General features: G+C 46.1%; 16 protein-coding genes. 14 read left to right on the plus strand and 2 right to left on the minus strand.

Annotation, left to right across the window (positions count from 1 at the left end):
- Positions 1-19: 19 nt before the first annotated feature.
- The gene (locus tag ADIAL_RS07095) at positions 20-1,543 is read right to left on the minus strand and encodes a ClC family H(+)/Cl(-) exchange transporter (protein ID WP_034301883.1); all 1,524 of its coding nucleotides are present in this window, start codon (positions 1,541-1,543) and stop codon (positions 20-22) included.
- A 251-nt stretch (positions 1,544-1,794) separates the two neighbouring features.
- Between ADIAL_RS07095 and ADIAL_RS07100 the strand changes: the two genes are divergently transcribed.
- From ADIAL_RS07100 to ADIAL_RS07130, 7 genes are all read left to right on the plus strand, one after another.
- The gene (locus ADIAL_RS07100; RefSeq protein WP_034301885.1) at positions 1,795-2,076 is read left to right on the plus strand and encodes a DUF503 domain-containing protein; all 282 of its coding nucleotides are present in this window, start codon (positions 1,795-1,797) and stop codon (positions 2,074-2,076) included.
- A gap of 128 nt (positions 2,077-2,204) precedes the next feature.
- Entirely contained in the window at positions 2,205-2,807 is a 603-nt protein-coding gene (locus ADIAL_RS07105; protein ID WP_034301887.1) for a hypothetical protein, read from the plus strand.
- Between the two features lie 24 nt (positions 2,808-2,831).
- Positions 2,832-3,710, plus strand: a complete 879-nt coding sequence (locus ADIAL_RS07110; protein WP_034301889.1) for a DegV family protein — start codon at positions 2,832-2,834, stop codon at positions 3,708-3,710.
- A 284-nt stretch (positions 3,711-3,994) separates the two neighbouring features.
- Positions 3,995-4,423, plus strand: a complete 429-nt coding sequence (locus ADIAL_RS07115) for a CopY/TcrY family copper transport repressor (RefSeq protein WP_034301892.1) — start codon at positions 3,995-3,997, stop codon at positions 4,421-4,423.
- Positions 4,424-4,435: 12 nt separating this feature from the next.
- Complete coding sequence (locus ADIAL_RS07120; protein ID WP_034301894.1) at positions 4,436-6,922, plus strand: heavy metal translocating P-type ATPase; 2,487 nt, start codon at positions 4,436-4,438, stop codon at positions 6,920-6,922.
- A gap of 27 nt (positions 6,923-6,949) precedes the next feature.
- A complete protein-coding gene (locus tag ADIAL_RS11240) occupies positions 6,950-7,054 on the plus strand; it encodes a heavy-metal-associated domain-containing protein (protein ID WP_081757747.1) in 105 nt (34 codons plus the stop codon).
- Between the two features lie 273 nt (positions 7,055-7,327).
- Positions 7,328-8,599 (plus strand): mechanosensitive ion channel, encoded by a 1,272-nt coding sequence (locus tag ADIAL_RS07130; protein ID WP_051503798.1) that lies wholly within the window; start codon positions 7,328-7,330, stop codon positions 8,597-8,599.
- 112 nt (positions 8,600-8,711) lie between these two features.
- On the opposite strand, the gene ADIAL_RS07135 is transcribed toward ADIAL_RS07130, so the two are convergent.
- A complete protein-coding gene (locus ADIAL_RS07135) occupies positions 8,712-10,040 on the minus strand; it encodes a sodium-dependent transporter (RefSeq protein WP_034301896.1) in 1,329 nt (442 codons plus the stop codon).
- 614 nt (positions 10,041-10,654) lie between these two features.
- On the opposite strand from ADIAL_RS07135, the gene ADIAL_RS07140 reads away from it, so the two are divergent.
- From ADIAL_RS07140 to ADIAL_RS07170, 7 genes are all read left to right on the plus strand, one after another.
- Positions 10,655-10,921: a hypothetical protein gene (locus ADIAL_RS07140; RefSeq protein WP_034301898.1), complete on the plus strand. Its 267-nt coding sequence runs from the start codon at positions 10,655-10,657 to the stop codon at positions 10,919-10,921.
- 276 nt (positions 10,922-11,197) lie between these two features.
- Positions 11,198-12,043 carry a metallophosphoesterase gene (locus ADIAL_RS07145; protein WP_034301900.1) on the plus strand — a complete coding sequence of 282 codons (846 nt, stop codon included), beginning with the start codon at positions 11,198-11,200 and terminating at the stop codon, positions 12,041-12,043.
- A gap of 105 nt (positions 12,044-12,148) precedes the next feature.
- Positions 12,149-13,132: a Gfo/Idh/MocA family protein gene (locus ADIAL_RS07150; protein ID WP_034301902.1), complete on the plus strand. Its 984-nt coding sequence runs from the start codon at positions 12,149-12,151 to the stop codon at positions 13,130-13,132.
- A gap of 146 nt (positions 13,133-13,278) precedes the next feature.
- Positions 13,279-13,596, plus strand: coding sequence for a PTS sugar transporter subunit IIB (locus tag ADIAL_RS07155; protein WP_034301904.1), 318 nt, complete (start codon positions 13,279-13,281; stop codon positions 13,594-13,596).
- 22 nt (positions 13,597-13,618) lie between these two features.
- Positions 13,619-13,945 carry a PTS lactose/cellobiose transporter subunit IIA gene (locus ADIAL_RS07160; RefSeq protein WP_155849200.1) on the plus strand — a complete coding sequence of 109 codons (327 nt, stop codon included), beginning with the start codon at positions 13,619-13,621 and terminating at the stop codon, positions 13,943-13,945.
- 501 nt (positions 13,946-14,446) lie between these two features.
- The gene (locus tag ADIAL_RS07165) at positions 14,447-16,231 is read left to right on the plus strand and encodes an ABC transporter ATP-binding protein (protein ID WP_051503799.1); all 1,785 of its coding nucleotides are present in this window, start codon (positions 14,447-14,449) and stop codon (positions 16,229-16,231) included.
- Positions 16,228-17,988, plus strand: a complete 1,761-nt coding sequence (locus ADIAL_RS07170) for an ABC transporter ATP-binding protein (RefSeq protein WP_034301906.1) — start codon at positions 16,228-16,230, stop codon at positions 17,986-17,988. Before ADIAL_RS07165 ends, ADIAL_RS07170 begins: the two co-directional genes overlap by 4 nt.
- Positions 17,989-18,394 lie beyond the last annotated feature (406 nt).

An 18,394-nucleotide genomic window follows, 5' to 3' on the forward strand; every position in this document is an offset into this window, starting at 1 on the left:
TTATTAATACGAAAGTCAGTTAATTGATTTTATTTAAATACTTTTTAACCTCGGCTACAAAGCCACTGTCGGCTGTAAAGAAGAGTTCATCTCCAGCCCAGAACACGGTGTCCTGATGAGGAATAAACTCATTTTGATGACGCTTGACCTTGATCAGGCGCGACCCATAAGGCAAGTGCAAATAGCGTGCCATCATACCGTCCAGATCACTGTCCGGCTCGACTGACAGTTCAAACTCAGTTACTTCTCCTTCAAACACTTTCGGGATCTGGTGAACCTTCTGCTGGAGTAGCTCTTCATAAACAGGATCTGAACCGAGGAAGTCAGCCACGACATAGGATGTCAGACAGACAACAGCCAATGGCATCAGCTGTGTGACGTTACCAGTCATTTCAGTAATCAGCATCACGGCTGTCAGTGGCGCTTTAGTGACCGCTGTGAGCAGCCCGCCCATGGCGTAGATAATAAAGCTGCGAAGCAGGATATCGTCAATACCCGTTACCCAAAGAGCTCCGTTTCCGTAAATCGCTCCAAGCAGAGCTCCCAGGGAAAGTACAGGGATGAAAATTCCGCCAGGCAGGCCCGAACCGTAGGAAATGTGCGAGTAGATAAATCGGAAAACAAAAATACCAATCAGAATCCCCGTCGTATAGCCATTGGAACTGATATTGGTGATTATCGTTGTACCGCCTCCCATCAGGCTGGGTAGAAAGAGGCCGACCGGAATCAGCATAATAAAGGGGACAAAGCCGTTCAGGTAAGGTGGAATTGGCAGTTTCTTATATAAAACAGGCATGTACATAAGCGTTTCTTGATAAGCCCAGCCGCCTAAAGCAAGAAAGATTCCCAGAAAAACCAGGTGAGCATAATGCTCAAGCGGGAAGATAGCCATGGATCCCAAATCTAGAGCCGGCTGCACACCGAAAATTTGATAAGCAATAAAATTGGCGGTAATGGATGCGGAAAAGGCGGTAAGCAGAAGCACACCAGAAAACTTGTGATGGACCTCTTCCAGAATAAACATGATTCCTGAGACCGGTGCGTTGAATGCAGCCGACAAACCGGCACTTGCGCCCGCGGAGATCAGGATATTCTGCTGCGATTTGTTGCCTTTCATAAAATGATTGACACCCTGTCCGACAGCACCACCCAGCTGGATGGAGGGACCTTCACGTCCCAGAGCCAGTCCCGAACCGATACTGAGGACGCCACCGATAAATTTTCTCCAAAGAATGGAAAACCAGTCAAGCTTCAAAACACCATGCAGCTGGCCTTCGATATCCTGAATCCCTGACCCTCTGATATCTGGCTCATCTCTGACCATGATAGCAATAATGAAGGCCATCAGCAGGATCACAAAAACCCAGCCGATAAGCCAGATAGGTTCAGTACGCAAAAAAGCATACACATCCGCCATGGTTGTCGAGAGAATCTCGATTGACACTCTGAACAAACTGACGATGATGCCGACCAAGATACCAACTAGGATACCTTTGGCGACATAAGATATTTTTGACCATTCAAATAAATTTAGTTTCTTCATAAAAAGCTCCCACTTGTATCAATAATTAATGCATACATAAGTAATAAGATAACTAAACTGAGATTGAAAAGCAACACAACTGACCCGATTTACACAAGAATCTGGAAAGATTTAGAATAAAAGGAAAAAAATATCAAGAAAGAGCAGTAAGAGCTCAAAAAAGCAGGAAAAAAGCAAAAAAATAAACGCTTTATTGCATGCCGAGAGAAAGCATGCTACGATTTATGAAAGTTTAGTAGGAGGAGAACGGGATGGTCCTGATGGGGGTAGAACTGACTCTGTTAATTTTTGATACGTATTCCTTAAAGGAAAAACGGAGTACAGTGAAAAGTATTCTGCACCGAACTCAAAACCGTCACCACCTTTCTACAGCAGAGGTAGATGACTGGGATATCCACAACAAGACGGTTCTGGCTTTGGGTGTCGTGGGCAGTGACCGCACGGTTTGCAGAAAGCAGCTGGAAGCGGCAATGAAAGAGATAGAGGCTAACTATGAAGTGGACATTATCGATACATGCTGGCTGGAAGCTTGACAGATTGATTGGATTAGATAAGCTGCGACGTATGCAGGAAAGAGCGGCTGGATGCAGCCTATACAGAACCAGGAGACAAGAAGAAAGTAAGATAGTATCTAGTGATACCACACCGAAGGAGGATGTGCATGTCAGAAGAAACACTCTACACAATCAGGCTGCCCAAAGACGAAATCAGCTTAAACGCTTTGCTTAAGGGCTATACTAAAACGAAACTGAAGGCTATCGGGGAAGGCCATGGTCTAATGATTTCGAGTAGCTGGACAAAAGAAAAGCAGGTAGATAGGTTAACGCCAGCCATTATAAAACAGGCACAAACGATCTACCAGGAAGTGCTGGAAGAAGTGGTTAGGACCCTTGTGACAGGCGAGGAACGTATCTTTGAGCTTGAACATTTAGATGCAGTGAGAGGGTTGTTCCCTCTGTTCCAAAAAGGTTTCTTGTTTGCAGCTAAAACGAACAAAAGCGTTCTGTTGGTCATACCTGAAGAAGTTGCAGAAGCGGTGAAACATAAACAGCATCTGTCAGCTGAACCAAGAGCGGATGATTTAGACGGACAACATAAGCGGCAGGCAGAAATGCCCCCATCACATCAGCTGCTTCGGGAATGGAGAGACCGTCTCGTAAAAATTTATGGAACCTGTTCACCGGACCACTTGGAAAAGGTATGGAATCGATTCTACCCTGATAAACTGAGTGCAACTGAAGTTCAGGCGATACTGTCAGAATAAACGATGAAAAATGAGGAGAAATCAATGATAAGAGTACTGATTGATTCTGGAATAGACCAGAACGCTTATATGAAAGAGCACTATGACTATGGTTTTCTGCCGCTGAGTGTGATTATCGACGAAACCGATTATCTGGACCAGGTTGAAATTTCGCTGGAAAAGGTACATGACTATATGAAAGAAGGTGTACTTCCGAAAACCTCCCAAGTTTCTCCTAGGACGATTTTAGAAAATCTTGATGCCTGCCGAGAGCGGGGAGAAGACGTTATTTATATAACCATCTACAGTCAGTTTTCCGGTACATACCAGGTGGCCCAGTCTACAGTCGATACTTACAAGCAAGAACATCCGGACATGAATATTGCGGTTATCGACTCCAAAGGTGGGTCCGGTGGAGGCGCTTTGCTGGCTTTGCAGGCAATGGAAATGGCCAGCAGAAGTGAAGACTTTGATAGGATTGTGAGCCAGACAATCGACAATACCAAGCATATTCAATATCATTTCACGCTCAATAATTTAAAATGGCTCGTAAAAGGTGGGCGTCTGCCTAAAGCAGCGGGTGCAGCGGGGGATGCCTTAAACATCAAACCCTACTTGTCCGTGAACGATACAGGCATTTACTTGAAAAAACTTGTTCGGGGTCAGGACCGGATATACAAGCGAATCATCAAGGATGTCAAAAAAGGGGTGGGAAGCTTCAATGATCAGCTGATAACAATCAGTCATGTCAATGATCCTCAAACCGCCCGCATGCTTGAAGCCATGGTCAAAGAAGCATTGCCGGAGGTATCCACGCAGATTTTCGATATCGGAGCCGTACTCGCTGCCCATCTGGGTATCGGTGGGGTCGGTGTGTTCTATTTTGACCGCAAGCCAGACCGTTATATGTATATAGAAGACTAAATGGTACACTGTATCACCGGGTATAGAGTGATATTAACGAGTAATAAAACTAGCCGTCAAGCGGGAAAGGGACTTATGTCCTTTAAGTGCCACTGCTGATCAGCCTGTAACCGTAGATGAGCCTGTAAAAAGCTTTCTTCACTATGAAGAAAGCTTTATTTTGTTGGATAGAAATAAACAGCCTGTATCCCAAAAAAGAAAGGAAGGGTTGACTTATTACGATTACAGTTGTAAACTTAAATTAGAAATTACGATTACAATTGTAAACAAAAAGGAGTGAGAGCATGCAGGAAAAGCATATTTCAGAGGCTGAATGGGAAGTGATGCGTGTTGTATGGACCACGCACCCAATTACTAGCAAAGACATAGGAGCTGTTTTAGAAGATAAAAGGCAGTGGAAACTGGCAACAACCAAAACATTGCTTGGCCGGCTGGTAAAAAAAGGCATGCTGAAAACAGAATCCCGAGGCCGTCAATTCGACTACTATCCGGCGATCTCAGAAGAAAGCAGTGTAAAAGAGGCGGCAGATGCTCTTTTATCCCAAGTCTGCACAAAAAAAGTAGGCAGCACGATTAAAATGATGATGGAAGACAGTGTTCTCAGTCAAAGTGATTTAAGCGAACTGGAACAACTTATTAAAGAAAAGAAAAAAACAGCACCCACTGAAGTAGCATGTAACTGCACACCAGGGCAGTGTTCTTGTAGACATTAGGAGGAAGAGATGATGAGTAAGCAAACTTATCCAGTAGAGGGCATGACTTGTGCGTCCTGTTCGGCTATGGTTGAAAAAACGGCAAGCAAAGTAGAAGGCGTCAAGCAGGCGACTGTCAACTTGGCGGCAGAAAAACTGACCCTCGAAGTGGATGAAGCTGTATTCGACCCGCAAACACTTGAAAAACAGATGGATGCCACGGGCTATCAGCTAGTCATGCCGCAGATGGTCACAAAAACCTTTGATATTGAAGGAATGACCTGCGCATCCTGCTCGGCAACGGTTGAAAAAACAGCGGGCAAACTGAACGGAATGGAATCAGCTTCAGTTAATCTGGCCGCTGAGAAACTGACAGCCACCTATGATCCGCTGACTGTATCGGTCAGAGACATAGCGGATGCCATCAGCCAGACAGGCTACAAGGCTGTTCCACGTGGCGAGGGAAAATCGCAGACAGAAGAAGGCGTTCAAGAGCCGGAAGAATCGAAAGAAGACATAATTAAAAGACGGACTATTCTGATTGCTCTGTTCACCATCCCACTGTTCTATATTTCGATGGCCCCCATGGTGGGTATCGGCATACCCGCTGTTATTGATCATATGGTGTATCCGGTCCGCTATGCGGTAGCCCAGCTTCTGTTGACCTTGCCGGTTATGTGGCACGGGCGGCCATACTTTCAGCAAGGATTCAAGACCCTATCCAAAGGTCATCCAAATATGAACTCGCTTATTTCTCTAGGGACTGTAGCAGCCTTTATGTACAGCCTGGGAGCGACTTACGCCATCATGTTCAACGGTGCAGATCTGGCTATGATGCTCTACTATGAGACAGCGGCGGTGATTTTGGCTTTTCATACCCTGGGCAAATACCTCGAAGAACGGTCCAAAGGCCGGATGTCAGAAGCCATTCAGAAACTGATGGATTTGGCCCCTAAAACAGCGCGAATCGTGCATAAGGGCAAAGAGGAAGAAGTAGGCATTGAAGAAGTTGCCCCGGGAGATATTGTCCGTGTGCGGCCGGGAGAAAAGATGCCAGTGGATGGGGTAATCATCAAAGGACGGACAGCTGTAGACGAAGCCATGCTGACTGGAGAAAGCATGCCGGTTGAAAAGGCAGAAGGAGACAGTATCATTGGAGCCAGCATAAATAAAAACGGCTCGATTGACTACAGGGCGACGAAAGTAGGCAAGGACACCACCTTATCTCAAATCATTCAGCTCGTAGAAGAAGCCCAGGGATCAAAGGCACCGATTGCCAAGCTGGCAGATATTATCACCGGTTACTTTGTACCGATCGTCATGGCCCTGGCGTTCATTTCCGGAGTGGTCTGGCTGATTGCCGGACAGAGTTTCGTCTTTGCGCTGACTATTCTGATATCTGTTCTCGTGATTGCCTGTCCTTGTGCACTGGGACTGGCCACTCCGACGGCCATTATGGTCGGGACCGGAAAGGGAGCGGAACATGGCGTCCTCATCAAAAGTGGGGATGCACTGGAAAGCATTCATAATATCCAGACGGTCGTGTTTGACAAGACAGGAACACTGACTGAAGGCAAACCAGTAGTGACCGACACCGTTTTATCTCAGCAAGCAACAGTTTCAGAAAATAGGCTGCTCAAAATCGCGGCTTCTGCTGAAAAGGGAAGTGAACACCCGCTTGGAGAGGCCATTGTCAAAGAAGCGGAAGACAAAGGGATCGATGCGCAAGAGGCTTCTGACTTTGAAGCGATTCCAGGCCAGGGATTGAAAGCTGTTGTTGAGGCCAAGACAATTTTCTTTGGAAACAAAAAGCTGATGACCGAACAGAAACTAGACTATCACTCCCTAAAAGAGCAAGCGGACCGCTTGGCAGATGAAGGAAAAACTCCGATGTATCTGGCGATTGACGGGAAGGTTGAAGGACTGATAGCTGTGGCCGACACGCTCAAGGAAAACAGCAAGGAAACCATTCAAGCCTTGCAGAAGCGGGGCATAGAGGTGGCGATGATCACAGGAGACAACACACGGACCGCCAAGGCTGTGGCTGAATTAGCAGGGATTGACCGTGTGTTGAGCGACGTTCTTCCTGAGGACAAAGCAAATGAAGTTAAGAAACTTCAGGCAGAAGGCAAGAAAGTCGCCATGGTCGGTGACGGCATCAATGATGCGCCGGCACTGGCTCAGTCAGACATTGGGATTGCAATCGGCTCCGGTACCGATGTCGCTGTTGAATCGGCAGATGTTGTACTGATGAGAAGCGATGTCAAGGAAGTGCTGACAGCGATTGAACTGAGTGAAGATACCTTGAAAAATATCAAGCAGAACCTGTTTTGGGCCTTTGCCTATAATATTATCGGTATACCCATCGCCATGGGTCTGCTGTTTTTGTTAGGCGGACCCCTATTGAATCCCGTCTTTGCAGCAGCAGCGATGAGTTTCAGTTCCGTATCGGTTCTGCTGAATGCCCTGCGTCTGAAAAATTTTCAGCCCACTTCGGCAGAGACAGCTGTAGCCAGCTGATCGCAATTGATAGAGGAGAGTGTTTATATGAAAGACACAGCCATCGTTGAGGGCATGAGCTGCCAGGGATGTGCAAACGCAGTCAAAGCAGCATTTACTCAAGTAAAAGGTGTTGAGAAAGTAGAGGTATAGCTGGATGCCAAAGAAGTGACCGTGACGTCTCAAGTAGGACTATCCGAAGCGGAATTAAGCCAGGCTCTCGAAGATACAAGGTATACGCTAATCTCACTAAACTAATAATATTGACAAGTAAAGAACATTCCTCAAGGGGGAATGTTCTTTACTTATATGATTAGCTAGAGAATTCATTTATATATTTACAGCACTGATGCATATCATTTGTCCTTTTTTAACCCTACTACTATACTTGGAGAGTAAGAATAAAAGAAAAAGGAGAGAATGTGTATGAACAATGTTGGAGATTCCTTCCAGCGCGGACTGGACAGTTTTTTAGAGTTTCTTCCACGACTGGTCATGGGAATATTACTTATCGTCGCAGCGTGGGTCGTAGCGACTTTGGTAATGAAAGCAATCAGTAAAGGACTGAAGGCTGCTGGTGTAGCAAGTCGCCTGCAGAAATGGGGGGCAGCCAATACAGAAGAACAGGGACACGCCCTCATCAATGCGTTAGGTAAAGTCGGCTATTTCTTAGTCTGGGTCCTCTTTTTACCAGGCATTTTTTATACATTTGGTCTAGAAGCCATAGGTCAGCCCATCCAGAACATGCTGGATAATGCCCTGTCCTTCCTGCCGAATATCATCTCAGCAGCTGTAATCTTATTCCTCGGTTTCTTTGCTGCCAGACTGGTTAAAAATCTGATTTACAATTTAGCTGTAGCTGCTAATCTTGACCGTTTTCTGGATAAAATTTCCGGAGTCGATACCGAAGCAGTAGAAGAAAACAAGGGCACACTGGCGTCCGTATTAGCCAATATCGTGTACTTTATTATCATCGTACCAATCATTCTGGTTGCTCTGGATGTACTGAATATTGACACAATCGCTCAGCCTGTCAGTGATGTACTGAACACCATTCTACAGGCGATTCCAAACATCCTGGTTGCCATTGTTCTATTGACAATCGGTATTGTCCTGGCAAAATTTGCCAAGGATATCATAACCGATCTGCTCAGAGGCACTGGCTTCAACCGGTATTCTTCTTACCTGAAAAAATCAGGAAACGTGAATATCGACCTGGCTAAAATTGCTGGACAGCTAGTCAGCCTGCTGATTGTTCTGTTTTTCCTCGTTGAAGCACTAAATGTCTTGAATCTGGCTATGCTCAATACAATCGTAGCAGCGTTCATTGCTTACTTGCCAAACGTTCTGTTTGCCGCCATAATTATTGCGGTGGCTTTCGTTGGAGGACAGGCGCTTGCTTCAGGTATTAAAAATGCAACAGGTAGCCCATTTGCCGGCCTTACAGTCAAGTATATTCTAATTGTATTTGCTGTCTTTATGGCTCTGGATCAGCTTGAGTTTGGTTCAAATATCGTAACCTTTGCCTTCCTGTTTATTATTGGAGGACTGTCCGTTGCCTTTGCTATTTCTTTTGGCCTAGGTGGCCGCGATTTCGCCAGAAAACAGCTGGAACGCGCAGACCAAAAAATAGATAAAGAAACAGCCAAGAATGATGCGCATGCAAGTATCGAAGCAAATGATCCACTGGATCAGTAAAGTGAAAGCCTGCTGAAGTTGACTGAAACAAGTTGATGAAGCAATTAAAAACAGGAAAAAGGTACCCCGTCTGCATTATAGACGGGGTACCTTTTTCTATGATTGTTGCTTCTTACCAGTTGATCATGCCAATAATCAATACAAGCAGGATAGCGACGGGAGCAACAAATTTTGCAGTCAGGACATAAAGCGGTCCCCAGGACTGATCGGCGACGTCACCGTGATCAAGAATTTCTTTCTTCGTCCAAGTCCAGCCCACAAACAGGACCATGATAAGTCCACCGAGTGGCAGAACTAAATTACCAGTAAAGGCATCCATAAAGTCAAGGAAAGAGTCACCTAAAATAGTGATGTCCATCGCTCCCTGACTTAATGAAGACGGTACGCCCAGAAGAAAAATCACTAGGCCGACAACGAGTGTCATTGCTTTACGCGACGCATTCAGACGTCGCATAAAATAAGCGACAGCGACTTCCAGAAGCGAGATAGCAGAAGACAAGGCAGCCATTGAAAGAAGAACAAAGAAAACAACTCCGGCGAGCGTACCGATGCCTCCCAGGGCTTCAAAGATATTAGGAAGAACCATGAAGACCAGACCAGCACCTTCTGAAGGATCCAGACCAAAAGCGAACAGGGCTGGGAATATAACCAGACCTGACACAAGAGCAAACAGCGTATCCAGTACAATAATGATGGCTGCAGAAGAGGTCAGGCGTTCTTCAGGATCCAGATAGCTCGCATAAGTCAGCATAGCACCCATTCCCAGGCTTAAAGTAAAGAACGCCTGTCCCATCGCTGAAATATAGACACTCGGATCAGTGAAAGCGTCCCAGTCAGGCTGGAACATGAAAGCGAAGGCTTCCTCTGCTCCACCTAGTGTCAGGCTGTAAGCAGCCAGTCCGATTAAAAGGATACTCAGTACCGGCATCATGACTTTGCTGGATAATTCGATTCCTTTTTGAACCCCTAAAAAGACGATACCGACGGTAAGAGCCATAAAGACAAACTGCCAGAAAACAGGAGATGCAGGGTCACTGATAAAGCCAACAAAAAAGTCCTGAGGGTCACCCGTGATTCCACCGGTCATATATTCAAACATATAGCGAAGAGACCAGCCGCCAATAACACCATAAAAAGACAGAATCAGAAAAGCAGCCAGGACGCCGAGTCCGCCGGCAACCAGCCAGCCTGATTTGGGTGCGAGCTTCTTGAAAGCATCGACCGCATCAGTCTGTGTTCGTCGTCCAATCGAAAATTCAATCAGCATGACAGGGAAGCCGATAACTAACACACTTACTAGGTAAATGATCAGGAAAGCTGAACCTCCACCTTCACCCATGGCATATGAAAATCGCCAGATATTACCTAAACCAACGGCAGACCCCATGGCTGCCAGAATAAATCCCCAGCGGGAACCCCACTGTTCTCTTTTTTGTTGCATATAAATCCTCTCCTCCAAAATATACCCGCTTAAATTAAAAATAAGTGAGAAAATGTGATGTCTCTCATTCTAATTGACATAACTCTAAAATACAACAGTTATTTTGGAATAAAATCAAAGAAAACGTTTTTATTTTTTGAAGAACTTTTTCAGACGGATACTCACCTATTCAGGTGATAAAATAACTGACGGGACGTCTCGTGATCGTTTATCTAACGGTTCAGAACGGTGTCAGTCTTAATTGGGAATAACTAAGAAAGCGGTAAGCTGGATAACTGATTATTTGTTAAAATAAAATCAGTTATCCAGCTAGCCTGCGCTTTTGAGCAAGGGAAATACTACGGCAAACATAACTAAGATTAAAATTTCACAATGGTGGGGTAAGTATACAGTAACAGCAAATGAACTGGATGATAATTGAAGAGTAAAATCCATCTTAAACCGGATGGAATTCCCGGATTATGTCATAAATATGGCTAAAATCCTTCTTAAAATCGCCTTAATTCAGACACAGACATGGCAGAATGAGTCTTGTATAATCAGGGTATAGCAATGATAGGAAGCACACGAATGGCCCTATTAATAGAAAGTGTACTTAAGGAAGTAGGGATGACATGAGCAAGCTGAAAAGGCGATTCGTCTACGTGATTGACACGCCGACGGAATCTAGGGAACTGCTGATCAGGGACAATGAACTGATTGAAAATGCTGACGGGGAACTGGACTGTCCGCTAGATCTAATCCTTAACCGCTATCACATGCAATGGGATGATTTGTTTCAAATGAACACGGCTTCTGTTTCGCTTGTGGAGGAGGATCCCGGGGAAAGAAAAATGATTCGGTCCATTTCATTTGAACATTTACGCTATTACAAAAACTGACAGAGAAGCCAGGAAGACTGTGAAGATCTTCTGGCTTCTTTTTTGCCGGCCAATACGCACAAGCTCACAAACAAGCTGAGTAGGGATTCATCTTGCTTTTAGTCTGATCAGCAGGGCAAAGGTTGAGGCCAAAAGAGCGGCTAAGCACTCAGTAAGGGGTCATATCAGGTGGGCAGAATTATTTCTTCTCCATGCAAGCTGAGAGAGTCTTTCCGCTCTTGTTCTATGATACAATAGTGTTACCATTTAAAACGTACAGTAGCGGGAGGAAGAAATATGATATGGATTGTTGTGTCACTACTGATTACAGCTTGTGTTTATCTTTATGTCCAAAATTACCTGATTGAGGTGTCCGAATATGAAATCACTGTGCCAAAGCTTGCCGCGGCCATTAAAGGGAAAAGAATCGTTCACCTGACAGATCTGCACTTACGCAGCAAAACGAACAAAAGTTATGTTGAAACAGTGATTTCAAAAACAAAAGCGCAGCAGCCGGATATGATCCTGCTTACTGGAGACCTGGTACAGGCCGGTATGAAAGATCTAAACGATACGCTTTTAAAGCATTTTGCAGAGCTGTGCAGTCAAATCGCACCGACCTATGCAGTAACAGGCAATCACGATATCGGCAGCGGCAAACAGGATCAGTTTAAAGAGATTCTGACCAAGGCAGGAGTTCGTCTTCTAGATAATGAGGCGGAAGTGCTTAGGGGAACAGACGGAAAGGAAAGTCTGGTACTCATGGGTTTGTCGGAAAGCAGAAATCGGACCAATCTACCCAAGCCTGCCTTGAAACACATCGAACTGTCTGCTGACATGGAAAGGCTGCCTAAGATTCTGCTGGCTCACCGTCCGGAATACTTTGAAGAGTATATGGACGACCGGACTAAGGCACCGGCTCTGGTCCTGAGCGGACATACTCACGCAGGTCAAGTTAGGGTCCCTTATTTTGGGGGACTGTTTGCACCTGGCCAAGGCTTGCTGCCTCAGTATGACTACGGTGTGTTTGTGTACAAGACAGATCGGCTGCGCAAAATGGTGGTATCGAGAGGTCTGGGTAATTCTACTTTTCCTGTTCGGGTAAATAACCGGCCGGAAATTGTTTCAATCACACTCAAATAATAAACAGATTCAGTTATTTGAATAAGCGCTGCAGACTTAGAGCGTAACGGTCAGACAAGTGACTGGAAAAAGAATGCAGTACCAACAGGTAGAGGAGAATGGCACATGGCAGCATTGAGGTTAGCAACAATTGGAACAAGCATGATCACTAAACAGTTTATCGAAGCGGCGATTGAAAGCGGCCGCTATACACTCGAGGCAGTATATTCACGTTCACAAGTTAAAGCGGAAGAATTCAAGAAAGCGTACCGTTCGAAAAAGGCTTATACTGATTTGACACAGATGCTGGAAGATTCAGAAATCGATGTCGTGTATATTGCTTCGCCCAACAGTCTGCATTATCCTCAAGCGGTCGAAGTGCTGAAGCATGAGAAGCATGCCATAGTGGAAAAACCAATGGTGACAAGGTCAAAAGACTGGGATCAGCTGATAAAGCTGGCAGAGAAGCAGGGGAAAGTAGTCGTGGAAGCTGCCCGGCATATCTACGAACCAAACTTTATCCATATCACTCAGGTGATTCGTACAATACCTGAAGTCCTGGGTGCTTCCCTGACCTACAGCAAATACTCTTCCCGGTATGATCAGGTCAAAAGCGGGGAAGAGCCACCCATCTTTTCTCCACGCTTTGCAGGAGGTGCCGCCAATGATCTGGGGATTTACGTCATCTATGCGGCCGTGGCCTGGTTTGGAGAGCCCAAGTCGGTTCATGCTTTCTCGCAGCAGATCAAAACAGGAGTAGACGGAAAAGGAACGGTTGTCTTACGCTACGACAGTTTTGACGTGACCCTTCATTATGGGAAAATTAACACGTCAATGCATTCGGTGGAAGTGTACGGGGAAGACCGGACGCTAATTCTTGACGCTGTTACCGGCTTGTCCAAAGCCAGCTGGCTCGATGCGTGCTCGAAACAAGTAACGCCAGTAGAGCTGGACTCTGCTGCCCCGAACCCGCTAAAATGGGAAGCCAAGGCCTTTGCTGATTTAATAGAAGAGCCGTCTGCACCGGACAACCACAGTCTGAAAGTTAGGAATCAGGAGCTGTCCCGGACAGTGCACCAGATACTGGAGGACATCAGGCAGCAGCACTAACGGCTTCCATGCGCACCGTGTTGCTTTAAAAAAAGTGACAAAATAGGGCACAGTGGACAAGGTTTTCTGATAGGTGTATGATGAAATACAGGAAGGACAGGTCTGGAGCGTTCAGTCTGTTCAATCATAGTATAGGGGGAATTGTGATGGCAACGAAAGGAATCATGCTGGTGTGTTCAGCAGGGATGTCTACAAGCATGCTGGTTTCCAAAATGAAAAAAGCGGCAGAAGAAAAGGGAATTGATGCAGATATTTTTGCTGTTTCTGCCAGTGAAGCGGAAACCAAGCTAGAAACAAGACCGGTGGATATCATGCTGTTGGGCCCGCAGGTCCGTTATATGAAAGACAAGTTCCGTCAGAAAGCAGCAAAGTATGATATTGCAATCGACATCATTAATATGAAGGATTATGGCACCATGAATGGGGAAAATGTCCTGGACAGTGCGCTGGCACTGCTTGACTGATCAGTGAAGCGGGAGGTGCAAAATGAGCGAAGGCAAAAGTAGCAAGGAAAACAGTATGGAAACGGTCATGACGTTGATTATGCATGGCGGGGATGCGCGCAGCAGTGCGATGGAAGCTGTTCAGGCGGCTAAAAAGGGCAGATTTGAACAGTCTCAGCAAAAGCTGAAGCAGGCTGATGCTTCCATCAGCAAAGCGCATCAAGTGCAGATGAGCCTTCTAAGCAGGGAAGCGTCGGGTGAGTCTGTGGAACTGAATCTGCTGATGGTGCATGCACAGGATCATCTGATGAACGCCATGACTTACCGCGATTTGGCTGAAGAGCTGATCGAGCTGTATGAGCGGGTCTAAGCTATTCACCATGACGGGCCACCTTTGGCATGTAGGAAGTGAAAGCACAGTATGGTCTGTTTAACAGCATAAAGGCCGGACATAAAGCAGGGTTATGACAGCTTGCTATAAAAATGGTCAGAAGATACAGCAGCACAGCGATACTTACTGTTTGATACAGGGGATGAAAGCCTGTTCAAACAATAGGCATCGCTTTTTTGCGATATATATGCTAACTTTGTTCTATTTGTCTTGTAAAGGCATTTATTTAGGTGTATAGTTTAAAAGACAAAAAGATGTCAGAAATTGACAAAGAGAAAGGGGCTGTGCATCATGCAGGCATTAATCAATGATTCATACGACACCAACTGCATAGCGGCAAGATTCAGCTTTAAGACTGCTGTCTAAGCCGCCTCTTCTCATCTACAATAGAACATGTTCCTGACAGTGAGGCAAATAAATTTCTGGACAGTCTATTCTCTATTGGGGTAGACTGTCTTTTTTTGTGAAAGGTTTGATTGAATGTTTGAAGTACTAATAAAGTTAAAATTTTTCTTTAAAGAAAACAAGTGGCAGTATATTATTTCTTTTATCGCTTTAGCCGTATCCAATATCTTTGCGGTGATTATTCCTTATATTATTGGCCGGTTTATTGACGCCATCATAACCGGGGAAATGAACCGCGACCTGCTGATGACATACAGCCTGCAGTTCGGGGCTCTAGTCTTTATTACCTATGCTCTGGATTTTCTTTGGGGCTACGGCCTTTTTTCCGGAGCCTACAAGCTGCAGAAGCAGATGCGCAGCAAACTAATGCACCACTTCCTTAGAATGCGGGCCCCTTATTTTGAAAAGTTCCGTACAGGCGATCTGATGGCCCGGTCAACTCAGGATACGAGTGCACTAGCTGATACAGCTGGCTACGGTATGCTTGTTCTGATGAGTGCCACGGGCTTCACCGCGACCCTGGTCATCATGATGGGGGTGTCGGTCAACTGGGGTCTGACTTTGGCAGCCGTTTTGCCGTTGGCACCAATGGCCTACGTCATTAAGGTAAAAGGAGCCCAAGTGGATAAGGCCTACGAAATTGCCCAGAAATCTTTCTCGTCAGTGAATGATGATGTGCTAGAGATGATTGACGGTATGCGCGTAATCCGCGCCTATGTCAAGGAAGAACATTTTATAGACAAATTCAAAGATCAAACGAGCGGTCTACTGAAGAAAAATAACCGCGTATCAGAAATTGCAGCGATTTTTTCGCCTACCGTAAAAGCTTTTGAGGGACTCAGCATTATGATTGCGCTCAGTTACGGCGCTGTTCTTGTTGCTCAAGGGGTCTTGTCTGTCGGCGATATTGTCGCTTTTCAGATGTATTTAGGCATGATGATTTGGCCGATTATTTCCGTTTCAGAACTGGTTCTGATCCTCAGACAAGGCAGTGCATCGATGCGCCGGATTGAGGATATCTCGCTGACGACCGATGACCTGGATTTCAAAGGACAGGTCGAAGCAAAGGCCGTCGACGATTTCCACTTTGACCAGTTTACTTTCCGTTATGGTGGCAGCGAAACAATCAATCTGGATGACATCGACTTGTCTCTGGATAAAGGCAAGACGCTGGGGATTGTGGGCAAGACGGGTTCAGGCAAGACCACCCTGATTCGCCAGTTGCTGAACCAATTCCCAATGGGATCAGGAACCTTTGACATGGGTTCGCGGGCGTATGCCGAATACCAGGATCCGTCTTTAAGAAAACTGATTGGCTATGTTCCACAGGACCATGTTCTGTTCAGTCGCAGTGTCCGTGATAACATCGCCTTTGGGAAAGAAGGCGCCTCGGATAATGACATACTGGAGAGTATCCGTCTGGCCGCTTTTGAAGCAGATCTGGACAAGATGGCCAAAGGTCTGGATACGATGATTGGCGAAAAAGGGGTATCGATTTCGGGCGGTCAGAAGCAGCGTATATCCATTGCCCGGGCCTTGCTGAAAGATCCGCAAATTCTGATACTTGATGATTCATTGTCCGCAGTAGACGCCAAGACAGAGCAGTCAATTATTCACAATATCCAGCAGGTGCGCGCGGGCAAGACCACCATCATCTCCACGCACCGGCTCTCAGCAGTCAAGGAAGCCGATGAAATCATCGTTTTGGAAAACGGCAGAATCATTGAGCGCGGAACACATGACGAACTGATCCGACTTAACGGCTGGTATTTTGAACAGTTCAGTAAGCAAGAAATAAAGGAATACACGGATGACCATAAAATAGAAAAAACTGATCCATACAAAAGGAGGGACCACTGATGAGAACCGTCAAACGGCTACTATCCTACATGAAATACTTTAAACTTCATTTTGCGATTGGGATCGGTCTGGTTATGCTGTCCATGGTCACTGACTTGGGAGCACCCATCATTGCCCAGCGAGTGATTGACCAAGTGATTACGCCTGCTGCCGCTGAAGGTGAAGCGGTTACGGAGGTGCTGGTCTGGCTGATTGCGATCTACTTCGGTTTGATGGTCTCGACCGTCATTACCCGCTATATATCCGCTCTTTACCGTATGCGGGCAGCTAATGGAATTATTAAGATCTTGAGAGATCAGCTTTACCGGCACGTTCAGGAGCTGCCGATCAGCTATTTTGACGACCAACCGGCCGGAAAAATCGTAGCCCGCATTACTAATGATACAGAAAGTCTGAGACAGCAGTTTTATGTTGCCACCGTTGGACAGATTCTAATCAACGTTTTTTATGTCATTGGGGCCTATACAGCTATTGCCATTTTTCATCAGGGACTGGCTCTGGCGCTTTTAGTGCTGATTCCGCTGATGTATTTCTGGAACAAATTTTATACCAAGTACGCGCGGGCCTTTCACCGCAAGGAGCGTGAGCTGAACTCGGACATCAATGGCAAGCTGAACGAATCGATTCAGGGGATGCAGATTGTCCAAGCGTTCGGACAGGAAGACCGGATCAGTGGAGAATTCGAAGAAATCAACGAAAAGTGGTACGAGGTGATGCGCAAGTATGTCATTTTGGATTCCGCCTTTCAGTGGACTTTTGCCGACTTCCTGCGCCGTCTGTCCTTGCTGCTTTTGATGGTCTACTTCAGTACCCAGTACATCAACGGGATGCTGGGAGTATCCGTAGGGATGCTGTTTTTGTTTGGCGACTATATTAGCCGACTCTATGAGCCAATTAAAGGTATCATCCAGCAGATGGCTTTCGTCCAGCAGGCCATTGCTGCCGGGGATCGGGTCTTTGAACTGATGGACATGAACAAGGAAGACAATCCCAAGGCTGAATTATCCGTCAAGGAAGGCCGGGTCCGCTTTGATCAGGTCACTTTCGGTTACACGGAAGAAAAAGATGTGCTGAAGCGTATTGACTTTGAAGCTGAGCCAGGTCAGACCATTGCTCTTGTCGGGCATACCGGTTCTGGTAAAAGTTCAATCATGAATCTGCTCTTCCGCTTCTATGATCCGCAGACGGGAAAAATTACTGTTGACGGGCAAAACACTAAGCATTATTCCAGACAGTCTGTGCGGGAAGAAATGGGTATTGTTCTTCAAGATCCTTTCTTGTTCACCGGCTCGATTTATTCAAACATCACCATGGACAATCCCGCAATCACCAAAAAGGAAGCAACCAAAGCTCTCAAGGATGTGGGAGGAGAAGACTTGCTTGACAAATTTGAGAAAGGCATTGATGAACCGGTTGTTGAAAAAGGGAGTACGCTTAGTTCCGGTCAGCGTCAGCTAATCTCCTTTGCCCGGGCGCTGGCTTTTAATCCCAAGATTTTGATCCTGGATGAAGCCACCTCCTCAATCGATACTGAAACAGAAGAAATCATCCAGCATGCCATGAATGTGCTTAAAGAAGGACGTACAACGTTCATTATCGCACACCGCCTGTCAACGATTCAGCATGCCGACCAGATTCTTGTTCTAGATCAAGGGGAAATCGTTGAGCGCGGCACCCACGAGCGCCTGCTCGATCAGAACGGCGCTTATGCCGAAATGTACGAGATGCAAAAAAAAGGTCAGGCTCTTGCTTCCTGAAAGCAGCCAAGAGACTATTAAAAAAGCGGAAAAGAGGACTTCGGTCCTCTTTTTTCTTTGTACAAAAACAGTGAGCTTGCTAACAGAAGTCACTGGATATGATGCGATGGTTTAAACAGAAAGAGGTGAGGCAGCTGTACAGCTGCCTTCCTTTAACCGCTCTGGTTGAATGGCTGAACAATTGGGAATTTTAGAAGCTGCGGCGCAAGTGGGGGAGAAGGTGGGCGGAGTTGCCGCGGAAACTTGATTTGCGGCGCAAGTGGGGGAGAAGGTGGGTGGAGTTGCCGCGGAAACTGGATTTGCGGCGCAAGTGGAGGAGAAGGTGGATGGAGTTGCCGCGGAAAATGGATTTGCGGCGCAAGTGGGAGAGAAGGTGGATGGAGTTGCCGCGGAAAGTGGATTTGCG

The sequence above is a fragment of the Alkalibacterium sp. AK22 genome, assembly GCF_000585255.1.
Classification (GTDB): Bacteria; Bacillota; Bacilli; order Lactobacillales; family Carnobacteriaceae_A; genus Alkalibacterium.